This window comes from Sporosarcina sp. NPDC096371, from assembly GCF_044762865.1.
In the GTDB taxonomy this organism is placed as follows: Bacteria; Bacillota; Bacilli; order Bacillales_A; family Planococcaceae; genus Sporosarcina.
The window spans coordinates 1026562-1043037 of record NZ_JBIWFE010000001.1 but is presented as its reverse complement, the minus strand read 5'-3'; the positions used below and the strand labels follow the sequence as shown (position 1 = coordinate 1043037).

General features: G+C 41.7%; 23 protein-coding genes. All 23 read right to left on the bottom strand.

The window, feature by feature from the left end; genetic code table 11:
- Positions 1–4: 4 nt before the first annotated feature.
- The 23 genes from ACIQ0H_RS04980 to ACIQ0H_RS04870 all read right to left on the bottom strand — a co-directional run bounded on the left by ACIQ0H_RS04980 (position 5) and on the right by ACIQ0H_RS04870 (position 16404).
- The gene (locus tag ACIQ0H_RS04980) at positions 5–349 is read right to left on the bottom strand and encodes a DUF6711 family protein (RefSeq protein WP_403411763.1); all 345 of its coding nucleotides are present in this window, start codon (positions 347–349) and stop codon (positions 5–7) included.
- 12 nt (positions 350–361) lie between these two features.
- Positions 362–3091: a tape measure protein gene (locus ACIQ0H_RS04975; protein WP_403411760.1), complete on the bottom strand. Its 2730-nt coding sequence runs from the start codon at positions 3089–3091 to the stop codon at positions 362–364.
- 31 nt (positions 3092–3122) lie between these two features.
- Positions 3123–3530 carry a hypothetical protein gene (locus tag ACIQ0H_RS04970; protein ID WP_403411757.1) on the bottom strand — a complete coding sequence of 136 codons (408 nt, stop codon included), beginning with the start codon at positions 3528–3530 and terminating at the stop codon, positions 3123–3125.
- Between the two features lie 47 nt (positions 3531–3577).
- A complete protein-coding gene (locus tag ACIQ0H_RS04965; RefSeq protein WP_403411754.1) occupies positions 3578–3901 on the bottom strand; it encodes a DUF6096 family protein in 324 nt (107 codons plus the stop codon).
- A 60-nt stretch (positions 3902–3961) separates the two neighbouring features.
- Positions 3962–4159 (bottom strand): YqaE/Pmp3 family membrane protein, encoded by a 198-nt coding sequence (locus tag ACIQ0H_RS04960; RefSeq protein WP_403411751.1) that lies wholly within the window; start codon positions 4157–4159, stop codon positions 3962–3964.
- A 65-nt stretch (positions 4160–4224) separates the two neighbouring features.
- Complete coding sequence (locus ACIQ0H_RS04955) at positions 4225–4644, bottom strand: phage tail tube protein (RefSeq protein ID WP_403411748.1); 420 nt, start codon at positions 4642–4644, stop codon at positions 4225–4227.
- A 15-nt stretch (positions 4645–4659) separates the two neighbouring features.
- A complete protein-coding gene (locus ACIQ0H_RS04950) occupies positions 4660–5013 on the bottom strand; it encodes a hypothetical protein (RefSeq protein WP_403411745.1) in 354 nt (117 codons plus the stop codon).
- A complete protein-coding gene (locus ACIQ0H_RS04945; RefSeq protein ID WP_403411742.1) occupies positions 5014–5451 on the bottom strand; it encodes an HK97-gp10 family putative phage morphogenesis protein in 438 nt (145 codons plus the stop codon).
- Entirely contained in the window at positions 5448–5780 is a 333-nt protein-coding gene (locus tag ACIQ0H_RS04940; RefSeq protein WP_403411739.1) for a hypothetical protein, read from the bottom strand. The genes ACIQ0H_RS04945 and ACIQ0H_RS04940 overlap by 4 nt, the downstream gene beginning before the upstream one ends.
- Positions 5761–6087 carry a phage head-tail connector protein gene (locus ACIQ0H_RS04935; RefSeq protein ID WP_403411736.1) on the bottom strand — a complete coding sequence of 109 codons (327 nt, stop codon included), beginning with the start codon at positions 6085–6087 and terminating at the stop codon, positions 5761–5763. Before ACIQ0H_RS04935 ends, ACIQ0H_RS04940 begins: the two co-directional genes overlap by 20 nt.
- A 31-nt stretch (positions 6088–6118) precedes the next feature.
- Positions 6119–6292 (bottom strand): hypothetical protein, encoded by a 174-nt coding sequence (locus ACIQ0H_RS04930; RefSeq protein WP_403411733.1) that lies wholly within the window; start codon positions 6290–6292, stop codon positions 6119–6121.
- Between the two features lie 12 nt (positions 6293–6304).
- A complete protein-coding gene (locus tag ACIQ0H_RS04925) occupies positions 6305–7327 on the bottom strand; it encodes a major capsid protein (RefSeq protein ID WP_403411730.1) in 1023 nt (340 codons plus the stop codon).
- 30 nt (positions 7328–7357) lie between these two features.
- Entirely contained in the window at positions 7358–7669 is a 312-nt protein-coding gene (locus ACIQ0H_RS04920) for a hypothetical protein (protein WP_403411727.1), read from the bottom strand.
- Positions 7670–7684: 15 nt separating this feature from the next.
- Entirely contained in the window at positions 7685–8383 is a 699-nt protein-coding gene (locus ACIQ0H_RS04915) for a DUF4355 domain-containing protein (RefSeq protein ID WP_403411724.1), read from the bottom strand.
- A gap of 309 nt (positions 8384–8692) precedes the next feature.
- Entirely contained in the window at positions 8693–9736 is a 1044-nt protein-coding gene (locus tag ACIQ0H_RS04910; protein ID WP_403411722.1) for a minor capsid protein, read from the bottom strand.
- Positions 9720–11102: a phage portal protein gene (locus ACIQ0H_RS04905; protein ID WP_403411719.1), complete on the bottom strand. Its 1383-nt coding sequence runs from the start codon at positions 11100–11102 to the stop codon at positions 9720–9722. Before ACIQ0H_RS04905 ends, ACIQ0H_RS04910 begins: the two co-directional genes overlap by 17 nt.
- A 4-nt stretch (positions 11103–11106) precedes the next feature.
- Positions 11107–12399, bottom strand: a complete 1293-nt coding sequence (locus ACIQ0H_RS04900; protein ID WP_403411716.1) for a PBSX family phage terminase large subunit — start codon at positions 12397–12399, stop codon at positions 11107–11109.
- A complete protein-coding gene (locus ACIQ0H_RS04895; RefSeq protein WP_403411714.1) occupies positions 12389–12847 on the bottom strand; it encodes a terminase small subunit in 459 nt (152 codons plus the stop codon). The genes ACIQ0H_RS04900 and ACIQ0H_RS04895 overlap by 11 nt, the downstream gene beginning before the upstream one ends.
- A gap of 101 nt (positions 12848–12948) precedes the next feature.
- Entirely contained in the window at positions 12949–13407 is a 459-nt protein-coding gene (locus ACIQ0H_RS04890) for a hypothetical protein (RefSeq protein WP_403411711.1), read from the bottom strand.
- Positions 13408–13555: 148 nt separating this feature from the next.
- The gene (locus ACIQ0H_RS04885) at positions 13556–14077 is read right to left on the bottom strand and encodes a sigma factor-like helix-turn-helix DNA-binding protein (protein ID WP_403411708.1); all 522 of its coding nucleotides are present in this window, start codon (positions 14075–14077) and stop codon (positions 13556–13558) included.
- 165 nt (positions 14078–14242) lie between these two features.
- Positions 14243–14818 carry a hypothetical protein gene (locus ACIQ0H_RS04880; RefSeq protein WP_403411705.1) on the bottom strand — a complete coding sequence of 192 codons (576 nt, stop codon included), beginning with the start codon at positions 14816–14818 and terminating at the stop codon, positions 14243–14245.
- An 84-nt stretch (positions 14819–14902) separates the two neighbouring features.
- Positions 14903–15532, bottom strand: coding sequence for a hypothetical protein (locus ACIQ0H_RS04875; RefSeq protein ID WP_403411702.1), 630 nt, complete (start codon positions 15530–15532; stop codon positions 14903–14905).
- Positions 15533–15564: 32 nt separating this feature from the next.
- A complete protein-coding gene (locus tag ACIQ0H_RS04870; protein ID WP_403411699.1) occupies positions 15565–16404 on the bottom strand; it encodes an HNH endonuclease in 840 nt (279 codons plus the stop codon).
- Positions 16405–16476: the final 72 nt, after the last annotated feature.

Here is a 16476-nt window from a genome sequence, read left to right as displayed (position 1 = left end):
ACACCTACCTTTCGACGACATTAAATTTTACATCTTTCCACCGGATGTTACCGTTTATATAATCAAGCGCACCCATATTCCTGTCGCCCGCATAGAAAGTTCCCGTCTTTTTACGATTGTCTTGCGGATCAAGATATTCCACTTGGAAAAACACTGGACTAACAACACTCATAACTTTCGCTAGATCCGCTTTATCTAAGTGTCTCCAAGCCAACTCTATCTTTCGTTTGGTAGCTATTCGTTCGATAATCATCGTTCCGTTAGCATTCCGTTCAGCCTTGGATATATCTTGTATGCCCACTGAATAATCAGAAGGAGTGGGGATTGCCACTCCATTAATTTTGATCATGGTCCCACTCCTTTAGATTGGTTGAATAATAGTTGAACCGACCCGTTGGTCTTCTCTTGCAAGATAAGGGCTAAGGATGCGGGCTAATGTCGTACCATCGATATTTAGAACAACATCTCCGCCTTCCCCGTTCGATTGTTGACCCCCGCTACCCATTTGCATTGCTGCCATTACAGCTGTGCCTAATGCGCTTGCCAACTTGTCGACGAACGGCGTATTTTCAAGCGGGACAACCATCTCTGTTCCGGCTTCTCCCGCTATGAAGTTCCCGAAGTTAGTTGCACTATCAACGATTCCGCCTCGGGCCAGTTTCGGGATTTTCGGCACTGTTATAGGCGAAATATTAATGTCAACGCCCGGCACTTTATTGATTAGATCAATCGCACCTTGAATCATCCGATTAATATTGTTCATGACTAAACCAATAGCTGCATTCAGGACGTCAATCGTTACATTGAGCACGGCTTTGAAAATTCCTGATATCATCGTAACGATACCTTCGAAAACCGACACTAAACCTTTCCAAACCCGACTCCAATCATTTGTGAAAATACCGGCTAGAAAATCTATCAAACCGCCGAATACTTTTAGCAATCCACTTATTAAATCAGATATATAAGCTATCGTCGTACCCATGAGATCCACTATAAAGTTAAAGACGGTTGTGAAAGTCGGACTAAGCTTTTTAACCAGATAGTCCACGATAGGCAAGATGAACTTGTTCAGAATATCCAGTGCAGCATTCACAAGTTTCATAACAAATTCTCCGACCGCCTCAACTAATCCTTTCAAATGCTTGTCCCAAAGCCACGTTAGCATTTCGAGGAATGGTGTGATAATCGGCTCCAATATGTCATCCCATAAACGTTGGAATATGTTTCTGATATTCTCGAATAGCTCTGAGAGGTTATCTAGTAAAGTCTGGCCGTGTTTCTTCCACAAGTCCTCAACGATTTTCAACGTATCCAACACAATCTTCTTAAGTAAATCAAAAACCGGTTGAATAACAGATTTGTAGATGTCGTTAATCAAGTTGGCTAACCACTCGAACGTCTTGGCTGTTTCTTTGAAAGCGAACACCAAGATATCCGTAAATATAGGCACCAGTACCTCGTTGATTCTTTGGGCGATTGGGATAACGAATCCGTTGATGATGAAATTCACCAAAGGCTTTATAGTACCGTCTAATAAAGTTTGCAAATATTTAGCTGCAGATGAACTCATATCCATCCAAGCGAATTTCAGCTTATCCAAAGAGGGTAACCAAGTACCATTCCACAGACTTATCATCATATTAGTGAGGTTCTTGAAGGTGTCGGCCAATAGTTGAACGGCAAAAACCGCCACATCAGCTATGACTGGGGCGAAGTCTTTAATGAACCCGATGACAATACTTGGGATGAAGTCTGTAAGCAAGTACGCTACAACGGGCTTTAAATATTCCTCTAGCAGAACTAAAAAGGTTTCTCCGATATCCGCAAAGGCTGCTTTAATTGGCTCCACCGCATCAAAGAGGGGTTGTACAGCTACCACTAATTCTGCGAATATCCCCGCGAAGTGCTCATTGAAAAGCTCTCCAAAGGAAGCAACACCATCGTTAATTCCAGTAAAAATCCCTTTGATCTTATCTGCCATCTCTTGGATGTGTGCCGGTATCGTTTCGGTATCAATTCCAGGCATGTCTAAACCTCCAAAGTCCATATCACCTATATCACCGATTCCACCACCTGCACCAGCGCCTTTTCCGGCTCCGGAACCTTCACCAGAACCTTTAGATGGTTCTTGCAATGTGTTTATTTCATCAAACCCTGCAACGGACCGTTTAGCTTCCTCTGCAGCCTTCTTAACTTTCTTGCCCGACTTCTCCGCTTTCTTCCCTGCGTTTTCTGCCGCAGTACCGAGTGAATCCTGTGCTGCGACACCGCCGCCGATGGAAGCCCCGGCTTGTTTGTTGGATTTGGAAACGCCAAATAAAGCTTGCATAAAGAATTTGAAATAGGCCGTTACCCTAACTAGCCAACCAGCTACTCTCTGAAGTATCGGGATGACAGAATTGGCAATTGGCATGAATGCTTCGCCGATGTTGGTTTGGATATCTCCTAGCGTTTTGTTGAGGTAGGCTAACCGCCCCGCAAATGTGTCAGCATATCTAGCTGCATCACCAACTTGGAAAGTGGTTTCAGCCATAATGCCGCTAACCTCGGCTTGTATCTTTTGTTGCTGCGATAGCTTGTCGGCAGTAGTACCGATTGATTTGGCATACTCGTCCCACATCTTCGCGACGTTCTTTGTAACACCCGCGTTATCGACTAAGACGGAGTTTTCTTGCCGTAAACCTTCAGTAGCCGTGACGACAGCTTCGCCCAATGTTAACCCCGCTTGACGTCCGAATGCCGCCGCATCCTTTAACCGTTCCATCGTTTGTTGAATCTGTTCATCGTTATATCCGCGTGACGCAAGGTTTTTATAGGCGTTAATTGCATCCGTCAACGGCACAAGACCATCGTTAATATATTCGTTGATATATCCCTTCGCTTTACTAAACGATCGTCCTTGCCCATCCAGAATCGACTTCAAACCAACAAAAGCACCCTCTAGGTCACTGGCCGCCATAACAGCATCTTTGACGTACTTACCGATACCAAGAGTTACAATGGTAGCCGCGACAGCTTTAAATGCATCTTTCATACTGTCAGTCGCTTTTGTAACGGCTCTATCCATAGTACCTAATTCACGTCTCACGCTGTCTAGCTCTCGCCTTAAACCAGATGTTTCAGAGGTTATCAGTATCTGGAGTTCCTCCAGAGTCGTTGCCACGGCGTTCACCTCGTTTCCGCTTCTCGGTCGCATACGCTTCGATTCGAGATTTCATGATTTGCCAGTGTTGTTGCTGCGCTTTCTCCATTTCCGCTTTCCGTTCAAGTTCAGGGAATACGCCCGGAAACGCTTCGTAGATAGCGGGGGCTTCCTGTTTGTTACCTATCATGATACCGACAAGTGAAGCGATTTGATCCGCTTGACGATACGCAATAATCGATTGGATACGCATGGAAGTCTCTTGCTGTTTGTTGTAAGCGGATATGGCCGCTGTAATTTCTTCATATGTCATATCCCAATAAAAAACTGCATCCACACCGCATTCACATGCAATCGGATACAGCTTCTCGAAAAGTTCTGTCAAGTTTTTTAACGGTTCATTTTTAGGCGCGTCACTCTTATTTTCTTCGCTTACGCCTTGTTCGGGAAAAAACCCGACACTTTGAATACCTCGATTAGAGAAGGTAGCAGATCCGTATAAGCGTTGCCGTCCTCGACGTATTGGTCATACAGATTTACAACATCTTCAAATTTAAAGCCGTGGTGGAACTTTTGGATGGACGCATGAAGAATCAGTAACACGCTACTGATAGATGGAAGATTCCCACCCTCGATGGCCGCCAGTATATCTAAGGGATTCCGTCCACCTAGCTTCTTTTCCAAGTCAATTGCCGACGCTGCTGTAATTCGAAGTTTGAATTCTTCTCCACCAAAATTTAGTGATGTGTATTTCATAATAGATTTCCTCCTCATAATAAAAAGCACCCTCGAAGTGAGAGTGCTTTTAGCCGTTTGTTATATTCGTTGTTGTTGAATTGCTTTGATTAGCTTGTCGTTTCGCTTATCTGCATTGTACTGATTAACCACTAATACCGCATGAATAATTCCGGGGATGTAGAAACAAAGAGATAAGATGCAATTTATAATGAATTGCCCCGGCTTTTTGCACGACAGAATCGCTAAAGGTGGTAAAAGACACAATAAGTAACGCATTTGAATAACCTCCGCTCGGTGTTCTTTATAAGAATATTCTACCATACGGAGAAAACTCATGCCACTTAAGGTGTGGGATTAGTTACTGTAATATCACTCTGCAAACTCATTCCAACCGTAAATGTCATCGCCGCATTAACTGCCGCTGCATCCATCTTCACGTTAACATATGCACTGAATTCATGCCCAGTACCGTCCGGATATTCTACTTTCAAATCGGACGCTTTGTTTGCATCCTGCATAGCCTTCAGTACGCGGTAGTTACTCGTTTCCGTTCCGTTGTCGTACAAAAACTTGAACGTTAAATCACCAAGGTCTTTTACGCCGTTGATATACTTCTTAACACCATCTGCCAAAGTGGTTACTTCCACCTTTTCGGGGTCTCCACCCATCTCCGGTACTTCCATAAGATGCTCAAGCACCGTATATGTTGAACCGCTCGCTTTATAGCTCAGCGTTGTGTCTTTCGATAATAGTCCTGCCATTCTATACACTCTCCTCTATTGATGAACTAAGTTCGTTCGTTTATCCACTATCCCTCGATAGCGCATTGTTTTACGTTTCATACCACTTGGATCGTTTAAATCTGATGTAAATTGTCTCAGGAAACCAATACTTGTCATCTTAACGTCCACTTCTGCTGCAATAGCTCCAGTAGATTTCGTGTTCCAAACGTCAATCAAGATGATAATTTCAGACTGCAATTCCACCCGCATCTTATGATAGTTCGAGTTATCACCTTCTTTAAAAGTGATATGCGGTGTTTTCTCGGGACCCGCAGGGAACTCGTCAGAAACACTCACTCCGTGGATGGACGATAGCAACGAGAATACTTCTGGTTTAACGTCGTACATTTAACCACCCATTTTCTGAATATCCTTTTTCAATTGTTCTTTTACGATGCCTACCGCTTTGTCTTTGTTGTTCTTAAGAGCAGGATACAGAAAAGGTTGAGCGTCCATCCCTGCCCAATCCTGCCTGTATTTCACGTTTTTATCCGACTTAGGTGGAGAAGGTGATGCCTTCCCGCGTTTACCAGTCCCGAACTCGACATAAGCTGCGTAGTATAGGTTGCTCGAAATAATCCCGGTAATTTTACCGTTTTTAACAACGACTTTTTCCTTGATACTGTTCCGTAACATACCACTATCGCCAACTGGCGCAAGCCCTTTAGCTTCACCCTGCGCCATCTTAGTTGCTTGCTGTATTCCAACTTTAAGAGATTTTTGGCTATTACCACCGAGTCGGTCGAGTTTCTTCATAAGGCCATTCAACCCTTTGATTCCACTCATGACCTCACCTTCTCCAAATCAACTACGTAATGGGTATTCCAACGTCTAATAGCGACTACCTTGTAGTCTGGAGCTTCATAGGGCGACACATAGACGCATACACCATCAGACTCCGATATATGGGCGTTTACGTTGACATAAGCAGTCAACATGTACGCTAGTCGTTCACCATAGACTTCCATCATCATCTTCCCACCTGCAGGTTGGATGTTGCCGCGAATGATAAATCCTACTGGATCCATTTCCTCGGATTTCGTGCCATCCGGTTCAGTGATAATGATTCGACCTTTGACTGTGTAATTCTTTAGATCACGTTGAAGAAGACGCATAGCGCACCAACTTTGCTAAACGTTTTTGGTTAATAGCATTCTGAATTGATTGTGGCAAGTCTTCAAACGAACGACTGATACCACCTTCGGAATGGGATGACTGACCCTCGACGCCCTGCTTGTTATAATGGATGACAGCTATTTGCCGTTGAACCGATTCGAGAGTCTGAGGTAGTTCTGTCCTGTTTGTCCATGTTAAAATGTCATCTTTAACATCATACAGTGACAGCTGCAACGCCCTGTCCTGCTCCTCGTCAATAATGCCGAGTTGTATCTTCAACTTATCTAGCTGAGTTAGTACATACATAAATACCACCTCCAAAAAAAGGAGAACGGATTTAATCCCCGCTCCCCTTCTCTTTATTTTTCGGCTTTTTTGGTTCTTTTTTCGAATCCGCTATTTTGACGAAAAGTGATTCATTGAAATCATTATCGTCAATCTCAAACTCCTCACCAACCTTATATGACTGGTGATTATGTCGAATGGGAATATCTTTCACTTGTACAATCATTTGAATACCTCCTTACGCAATTGGTTGCGCTTGGAATACTTCATCCGCGCCCGGGAATGATGGAATAGCTGTAGCTACCGCTTTAGTCCAAGTGGAAACCGGGTCTACGTTTTCTTCATAGACCATCGCAAGCACATTACCAATTTTGCTAGTTTCAATAGACGGATCACGTGTCAGACGAATTTCTTCTGCAGTAGGACCGAATAGCGTTTCACCAAGAGCTCCATCACCGAACATAACGAAAGCATTTTCCGGGAAGTAACGGTGCGTTGTGTACGTACCATTAGCTGCCTGCTTACGGAATTTAGCGTCATAAGATGCGATTTTCGGCAATTGAAGGCTTTCAAGGAATGTATTCAACTCACCAACAGAGACGATTCTGCCTGAATCTTTCCCGTACAATGCCGATTTGACATTCGGATTAGTCAAAAGTGCCGCTAGAACTGTATTAGATGTCAATGCACGTGATGGTACCAGTGAAAGAGAATTTGCCCAACGGATCATATCCTCGATAGGATTAGAGTCGGGATTCGTCCATAGATTCGCACCGGATAGCGCTTCTTTGTTTTCTGTCGGCACACCATAGTCCAGTACGGCATTCAAACCATTTTCAGCAAGCGTCAACGTCCCTTTTGCAAGAACCTCCATACGCATTTGTTCAACACGTGCGTGAACTCCGGCGACCAATACATCAACATCGTTGTAGACATTTTGCATTAGATATTGTTGCTCGGCCGCATTACGCGGGTTCTCCAATGCAATGATTTCCTTTTCCGTCAGTTGCATCTTACGTTTGATTAAAGCCATTTCAAGTGCCATTTTGCTCGCTTCACGTGATCCGATTTCTGCCTCTGAATCAAATGAATGAACAGAAGCTACTACTGGCGTACGTCCTGCCCCTTTGATTAAATCGAATTCTAGTGATTGTTTCTTGGTTTCCGGGAACAAAGATGCTCCTAAAAGTGGTGCATATTCACGGTTTTGAAGATAGTTTAGTACTTCCTTTTGATTAAACATATCTAATAGGTTTGCCATGTGTTGTTTCCTCTTTTCTGTTGGTTATTTTTATCGGAATTTGATTTCTGTTAACGCTGTTTTAGCCGCTTCATCAGGCGCAACGGGTAAACGAGCTTCTAAGATATAAGCTTCAACAACTAGCGCTCCTGGTTGCGGCCCTTCTGTTACGTCCACATCATTCAGCAAGATACCTTTAGCTGTTGCATCGTTCTTAGGATAAATAGTTCCAGCAGGCACAATCTTACGCCCCTTTGCATTAGCGGCAACCCCCGTCTGTTCTACCTGTGTCGTAAACGACTGGTATCGCGCGCTCGCTAAAAAGTTAATTTGTTTTGCTGTTTCTACTTTTGATACGTACATGTTGTTTCTCCTCTCTTAATCCCATAATGTTGTTGCAGCTGGTTTGCTTTTTTCGTTTAATGATTTGGCGAAGTTTGCGCCTACACTCGTTTCTCCAGCGCCTTTAGAACCGCCACCACCGGGAGGGGTGCCACCGCGTAGACGTTCATTCACTCCTGCTTCGACCGATTCACGGAACGCTTTCTCAACGGCGTCAAGGCTTCCGTTTGTTGATGCAGCATCTGTAAACACAAGAATTTCAGCCAACTGTTTCGGTAAACCCTTTTCAGCAAGCGTTTCAAGTGCAGATGCCCGTAACTCTCTACGAGTGATGTCAGCTTCGCGTTCCAAAATCTTTGCTTCACGCTGTTCACGTTCATACTCCGCTTTTTGATCAGCATTCATCTTGGCGAGCTTTTCGGCTTCCGTCTTGGCCGCTTCGATGTCCTTGTCACGATTAGCACGTTCTTTGGCAACAGTTTTAGCGATAAGCGCGTCAATCTTGGCTTGTTGGTCTGCTGTAAATCCGACTTCTTTTTTCTTCTCTTCATCCTCTTTTTTGTCGTCGCCTTTATCGCCCTTGTCGTCATCACCTGAACCATCTCCACCTTCATCTGCGAAGAATTGGATGTTTAGTCTCAAAGGAAGTTCAGGGCTTCTAACGATTGACTGGACAGGTTTATTTGGTACGAATAGCGATTTGAAAAATGACATTAATAGCGTGATATATTTCATAAATACCTCCACCGTTTAACGCCCGTCGGCTTTATCCATGCACCTTTTTATGTCGTGGGCACGTTTTGGACCGGCTACATAACGGAGTAGCGAACCGAGATGTTGGATCACTTCCTTTCGGATAATTGATCGCGGAATTGATATTTACCGCATATAGAACATACCCACTCAGAGCGTTTGCCGTTTCTGTGATTGATTTCATCGCCATAAATGTCACGCTTGTGAACGTAATCATGTTTGTGCAGTAGCCCAAATCCAATCCACAGAGCCTTAAACATCAATCCGACTGTCTTTAGCAAATTCACACCTTCACCCCGCTTTCATATACTTTTCTTTCCACTCTGGATAAGCCATGCTAGCCGAAACCAGTTCATTCTTACCTGTAGCTGGATTCCTTGCCCTGCGTTGAATGTTATCGAACGTTTTCGGCCCAAAATAACCCCGAGTTGTTGAACGACAAAAAGGATGCATCGGAGGCATGTTCTTCCCCGGCATCGCATCTTTAACTTTATAAACCTTCAAATCTTGATTCTGGCAAAACTTCGATGTTTTCTTATCAAGAGTTGCAAGGAACATATACTCGTCAATCTCGGCTTCTTCATAGGATTCCATCTCGGCCATGTTAGCCATGTACGTTGTTTCTGTACGGACTATGCGGTTAGCAGCATGTTTGCCTACATCCATTCGTTCAGCCAGTTCTTTGCTCATTTTGGCTGTCCCCGCGCCACTGACAAATCCTGCAGTAACAACTTCATTGACCTGCTTAGCCAAAACATCCGTGTTGTCCCAAATCCTCGATGAAAACTGCTTGCCTGCCCAAGGTTGCTTAAGGATATTTTGAATCACCTTATCTGGCATTGAAGCGAATGCAAACCCTACCCCGAGACCTTTCTGCACATCGAACATCGTTCGATGATAAGCATCCTTCATAGTCTTGATATAAAGGTTTGTGCCTGCTGTTATCTCCACGTCTGCAATGATTTTGGACTGTAGATACACATTTTCTTTCAACGCTTCCAAACGAGTGATACGTGCCCTATAAGCAGGGGCATTAATCTTCGCTAACAACCATTTTTGTATTCTCTTATCCTTTATTTTCGGATAAGCCTTTTCCGCTATCGCCAGTAGTGGGTTAGGGATTCTTTGGTTCAGCATCTTTTTAGCTGCAGCAGGATCAAGTTGTCCATTCTTGCTAAACGTAGCGAATATCTGGTCAATCATTACTTGGATGTCCATCTTTGCTTTGTCATAGGCATCGTTGACGGTTTGAATGGTCGAATCAGCGCCTTTGTGGTACTCTTTCATGCGTTTCATCGAACGTTTATCCCAATAGGCGTTACTCCGCTTCTTCATCAACTTTCACGTCCTCTGGTGGGTCCATAGGGAAACCGAACTCACTTTGAATACGTTTCGTTTTCTCGGCGCGCTGTTTTATCAAGCGTTTGAACTCCTCAGCTGCATCTTCTACGAATGGGATTTGGGTAAGTAGCGTTTCGTCGCTCACCTGGTCAACCAAGGACACAAGTTCTTGAATCGTTAAATCATTTTCGGGTAGGTTGCGAACCATCGTAATAATAACGTCCGTCACACCCGTTTCTTTACCCTTGACCCCTAAGATATTAGAGAATAGTTGCAGGCGCTCACGTAATCCTTGGATGAAATAGCGTTCCTTGATAACAGCCAATTGCTCTGTACCAAACAGCTTGTATTTCATAGCCACACCAGAACTATTCCCGCCAAAATTTTCATCTGCTAGCATTGGGACCATGGCAAAACGATGAATATCATTGCTTATTGAATCTTTCAGTATTTCGACTTCCGCTTCGTTCAGATTCTTGGTCAGCCATTCAGCATTCGCACCTGCATCTGGCATTTCTAGGATTTTCAATTTCTTAAGTAACCTTGCTGTCGCAAAAGTTTCCTCTTCATCGTCACCAAACGAGAACCCCGAAACCTTCAGTATCGCATCCACCAACTGTTCTTTGTCATTGACACGATCCGACTGCAGAACGTTGTACGCATCAATCAACGATAACTGTTGCTCGAAGTCTCCTTGTTGTTCCTCGTTGTTCCAGTACTCAACGATCGGTACAGCTTTGTAAAAATGCGAATTAGATTCTCCCTCTGCAAAATCCTTACTATCAACATCTTTAATCGTATAGCGCAGTATTTGATTCTCCGTGTATACATTGACGTTGTAGCCTATTACCTTGTTGTCAACATCTCGTTTCTCATAGTAATGAACCCCGAACATCGGCTTATATTCAACCGTGTCATCTACCACAAGGAAGATTTGCCGAGGATCTACTACCGCAATCTTTGGAATAGGCACGTCTTCACGGGACATAAAATGCAATTCAAATCCAATGCCGAATGTCGATAGATCCTTTGCTAGTTCCGAATCCTTAGACGTTATATCGATAGCTTTATACGCTTGCAATATCGACTCTATCTTTTCACCCTCGTACTTAACAGGTTTACCAAATACGTATCCTGTAGCTATATCCGTAATATACTTGGCATGATTCGCTACGAGCATATTATTAGGCAACCCTTTGTCCTCATCAGACGGACGCTCTAAAATAGCATGTTTTCCCATGTAGTAGTTATCAAGCATATTCAGTCGGTCGATGCTTTCTTGATGTTCCTTAATACAACTTGAAATTAATTCAACAGGGATGCCTTTCTCTATCAGTTCTCTATTGCGAATAATCGCCATGTCTTCACCTCAATCCAAATAATGCTTTACTGCCGATTCTTGCTTTGCTATTCTTCTTCATATCAGCCTCAAAAGCATACCTAGTCGCATCAATCGTATGGTTATCTTTATCTTCAAGACGTGCTTTCGGATTACCGTCACGGTCCGTCTGATAATCGATGTTCTCGAATTCTCTTGCTATATTCGGAGTGCGTAATGGATCAATGCAGATAAAATCCAAGTCGTCTAGCCACTCTTCCCCGTACTCAACCGAATCTGGGCCTTTTATTGCAGCCTTAAGACGCCTTATGCCATGTTCATTGCGTAATTCGTCGTTAGACTTAGGCTCAGCGGATTCAGCTGTCATATCCTGCTTTTCGTAACCTTTTTTAATTATCCATTCTGCCAGCTTACGGTTGCTCACTTTCTGGTCATACAATTCATCGATGGCATAGATGCCGTTTTTCTTCTTGTTATAATGCCATCTAACGAATGCCAAAGGATCCGGACCATATCCGTAGTCAATCCCTTGACGAATGTTGTCGAAGGTCTTCACCATATCGTCCGTGATGCTTCCCGCTTTCACTTTCAAGTTATCGAACGGCACAACACCCGAACCAACTGCCTTACCTTCATATTCCCATTCGTAACGCCTGTGATTACGTTCCTTGGCTGCTTCTGCTTCCGCTATGAATTGTTTGGAAATGAACGGGTTGTCCAAGTATGTCGAATGATGAACAAGCGTGTTAGCAGGTTGGAATGAGCTTTCATACTTCTTATTCACCCATGATTGTTTGCGCTTCGGTGGGTTGTAACTGAAAAAGAACTTATAAAAAAGACCATCAGCCAATTCTCCACGTAATAGGGAGTTGGTGATGGTCGTTACCTCTTCTTCGGTTTTGAACTCTGCTAATTCCTCAATCCAAGCAATAGCAAAAGGATAATTCGATGATTTCAAGCCTTTGATACGTTCAGGCTCCTGTGCTCCACGGAATACCATATAATTTCCACGCGGAATGTACGTGATCCGCATCGGGGACTTATTAATCTTGAATAGATGCGAAACACCTTGCTCTGATACGGCCCATTTCATCTGCTCGAAGATTGATAGCTCAATCGTGTTGTCCACTTTACGGATGCCGACCGCATTCACTGCGTATCGCATAAGCAATTGGACGATGATGTGAGCGAAGTCAGATGACTTACCGGAACCACGGCCACCCTTACAGACGATGTTCAAAATGTCTTCTGCTATAGCTGCGCGCCAGACTGGATGGAATGCTTTCGGAAGTAATTCGGATAACTTTTTAACCGCCATCACTATCACCACTTATGTCATCTATGAATTGAACAGCACCAGTAATTTCGGTTTCCACTTTGTCAGTCCAGAGCTTGTAACGCTTACCGAGTAGTTCAGCCGCTTTAACACGTTCAGCCATAGTCGGAGGCATTTCTCCTTCAATTTCTTCGGCGCCACCACCAAGCCCGATTAATGTTGCTGCTCTTGCTTCTCCTCGAATGACGGACGTTAGTAATTCGAGTATTTCTTGTTGATCTGCTACTCTCTCCGACTTCAATTCTTCCATGCGATTGGCTATATAGGCTTTTACCTTAGCATTTCCAAGCATACGACTTCCGTTTGTGCTCGCCGTCGTTTCTTTCTTCACACTCGGATAAGCTTTCAAATACGCTTGTGTGGCGTTTCCTAGCTCTATATAGTAGTCAGCAAATGCTAATTGCTTCTCTGTCAATTTACGTTCAATCAATGGCATCACCCCATTATGCTAGTCGCTTAGTTTGTTTTTGGACATAGAAAAAGCACCCGGGAGGATGCTCGCGAATAATAAGTATTAATTTAGCGTCAATTTTACTTCATTTTTCTTAACCACAATTTTTTTATTTTATTAGCATACATTTTCCCGTCCTGCGTTTTCGCACAAGCATAAACTTGTACTTTATCGCCTTCCTTGAACTTTTGACTCAATAGTAACTCAGACATTTCCGATTCCGTTAAACTATGCCTAAATGCATCATTCCACTCTAATTTACTATTATTCCTTAAAGGATACTCGACACTTATAGATATGTACCTATTCTGATTGTTTTTATATGCAAAGCCGTAAATCATTAAGTTAACAGGGATATTCCTCTTATTTATAACTTTCATTTTCCAATGACCTCGACTAACATCATGCGCTAATTCAAGTTTGTAAAAAGTGTTTCTGACACTGAAATACAAAGTGATCATTAAACCTATGAATGTTAGTGCGGATAATACTATGTTAGAGATTGCAGACACAATATCCCAATTTATCTGTTCAAGCATTTCCCTCACCTCCTACTGACAACATTCGCCAAGAAAAGTGTAAATCCTTTATTTACTACTCGTATGTATCAGGGCTGTAGGAGGGGTCTGGTCGCTCGAACGCACCCCCTCTTTTAATTCTCCCCCTCATATATGCAAACTTCGTATATCAAGCGTATATCACGGAATCTTTATCCATTCTTTCATCGACCTTTTTCTTCGCCCTGCGAATCGATTGCTGCACCATGCTTTTACTGACTCCCAGCTCGTTAGCGATATCGCTCATACTCCTCTTTTGTGCAACATGGAGAATGTAGCATTGACGCTCTCTTAACGAAAACGAAGCTAGAATGTCCGCCATAATAACCTTTTCTTCTCTCGTCATAAACAAATGCTTTTTATTAATATCGTTCTCATCCCTCAGTTGCATCTCGATATCTGGAATCAAATCAATGTTTTCATACGACCTCCGTTGATAAACAGCCTTTTCATCGACCCCTCGATACGTACCTGGTTGTCTACCTGTCGTCATCCACTCCAACGAAAAAGACATACTTTCAATCATACTATTAATCTGCTTCAAGTCCTGCAATTCAATCGGGTTATTCCTATCAATTTGATCCGCACGCTTTTTTAGTTCTTGCCGCCCGCCCGTATACTCTTGTATCAATTCATCTGCCCAATTCAACATAAGATCCCCTCCTCATCATTGGTTAAATGCTTCGCCCTTTTTCAATCAATTCCGTTTGTAACGCCCTTATCTTCTTCACTCCCTATTTTTGAAATAATAAAAGAGGACAACAAATGACACAGCGCAATGCTGTAATCATTGTTGTCCTCTGGTTGGCCAGGGGGACTATTGTCTCAATTTCATATTAGCTTTATTGAGTCTATCTCTATAATGCTGAATTTCATTATCCGCTATTGGCATACCTTCCTTGAACCATTCCAAAGCTAGTTCGAAATCTTTAAGTATTTCGAGACATTCAATGAAGGCATCATATTTTTCCTCAGAAATTATATTGGTTGGAATTTCCGTTAATTGTTGGCGAGTTATTTTATTTATCTCAATAATTCCTTCTACTTTTTTTGGATCTAACTTACCTTCAAGAAAATACTTCATTCTTAATAGTGAAAAATTAACCCCATTTTGCACATTGGCATAGTATTTTCTAAACTCAAAATTTAATTCTTTCATTTTTTCTCTTTTTAATATAGTCTGTTGCATCGTCATTACATTGACAGCATGTTTACCTGCAATAGTTGCACCAATAAAGGCACCCACTAATGTGAATATCCCCCCAAATAAGCTAGGAAAGAACCAGTTTGGTAATAGGTTAGCCTCTGAAGATACAATATTGAGGCAGAGGGAGATGATTATTAGCACCAATACACCGATAATCACTTCAAAAATATAAGTTTTTCCCTTCAAAACTCTTCCCCCGTTTCACTTCCCCTGATTAAAAAATTATTGCTTACAAGTCATTATTTGGTTCCCTCTTAATTGCTCGTAGAACTATTTAACTTGCTCATATACTAAGTGTGTATATGGAACCACTCCACTTAAGAAACAAAAAAACAACATATCCTGAATATCCTTCGAAAAACCAAAGTTACCGTATGTTATATCAATTAATATTGGTAATAGGCCCAAAAATACTATCAACACTGTAAAATCAGCTAGTAAGATTTTTTTCAAATAATTAATTTCTGGTTCACTAAAAGCTAAACGAGTTTTCCCTAAAAACCTCAATAGCCAGCAGTATATTTTATATTCAAAATAAAATACCATTGAGATCAATAATAAAACTGCTTCTTTCGAATAGTTGTTTATAAATACGTTAACCCATGAAAAAAATTCATCTGTTTTAATAATAGTTTCATTAAAAATGATCATGTATGCACTAATAATTAATAGTAAAATTAATGATGATACTATCATCATTAAAGATATAAATCCCACTCTTCCTAATAAACCAAGGTAAATTAATGTCGGAGTCTTCAATAACTTTTCTAACTCTTCAACCAACTTTAGAGTAATAATAACTAATGGGCCGAAGATAATTTTTTTTAAAATGTCGTAGGATATTGTTAGTAAGGTCATTGCTCCATAAATTAAAGTTACCATTATTACGTTCTCAATCAAGTGAATATCATCCACCATTCTATATTAGCCTTTTATTTCAACTGATTTATATGTTCTTGAACCTTACCTATTAATTTCTTTATATCACTTTTCTTATTTAGAATATGCATTTTATCGTGACAGTTCGGACATAAAGCAACAGCGTTGTCTATTGTATCTGACCCACCTTTAGACAACCATTTAATATGGTGGGTATGAAAATAGGGTTTTCCTTTTTTATCATTGAATGGAGCCTTTTCTTCACACAATTGACAGACACCATTCGCCCATCTTTTTGCATACTCAACAATGTACTGATCTCTTTCAAATGTAGTAGACCGCACACTTCTAGTTCCAGGTTTTCCATGGGATAATTCAGCTCTTCTTCTTAGCTCTTCAGTTGATAATTTTCCTGCTTCCCTTACTTGCTTCTCTTTTCTATTTTCATTTTTTTGGATATCAATTTCTAATTTCTTGAATCCATCTTTTAATTTCAACGAGAAAACCCAAACTACCCTTGCATTATTATATTTATCCAATTGTTTTTCAGTAAAAGGATCTGCGATTAATTGAACCCGGCCAATAAAGGTGTATTTTTTGGGCTCAAACACCTCAAATAAATAAACTTCTACACCATTCTTATTAGATTCATTCAAAGTTTTATTTTGATCCTTATGTAAATTTTGATCTCCAACTTGTCCCATACCAGTATAGTAAAACGTGTCAGAAATCCATCTATCCATATAAAGTGATTTATAAGGATCTGATATTATCACTAAACTATTAGTTCTGTGGGATCTTCTCATCCCCCCTTGTGGAGCACATTTAAAAACATTTGTTAGTTGGCTATTATTTAGTTCATCACCTTGTTTTAATCCATTTAGAAATACCACTATAATTCCTCTCCTCTACCCTTCGCATCCGTTTCATTTTCCCCTGATACATCACAATCTTATCCACCATAC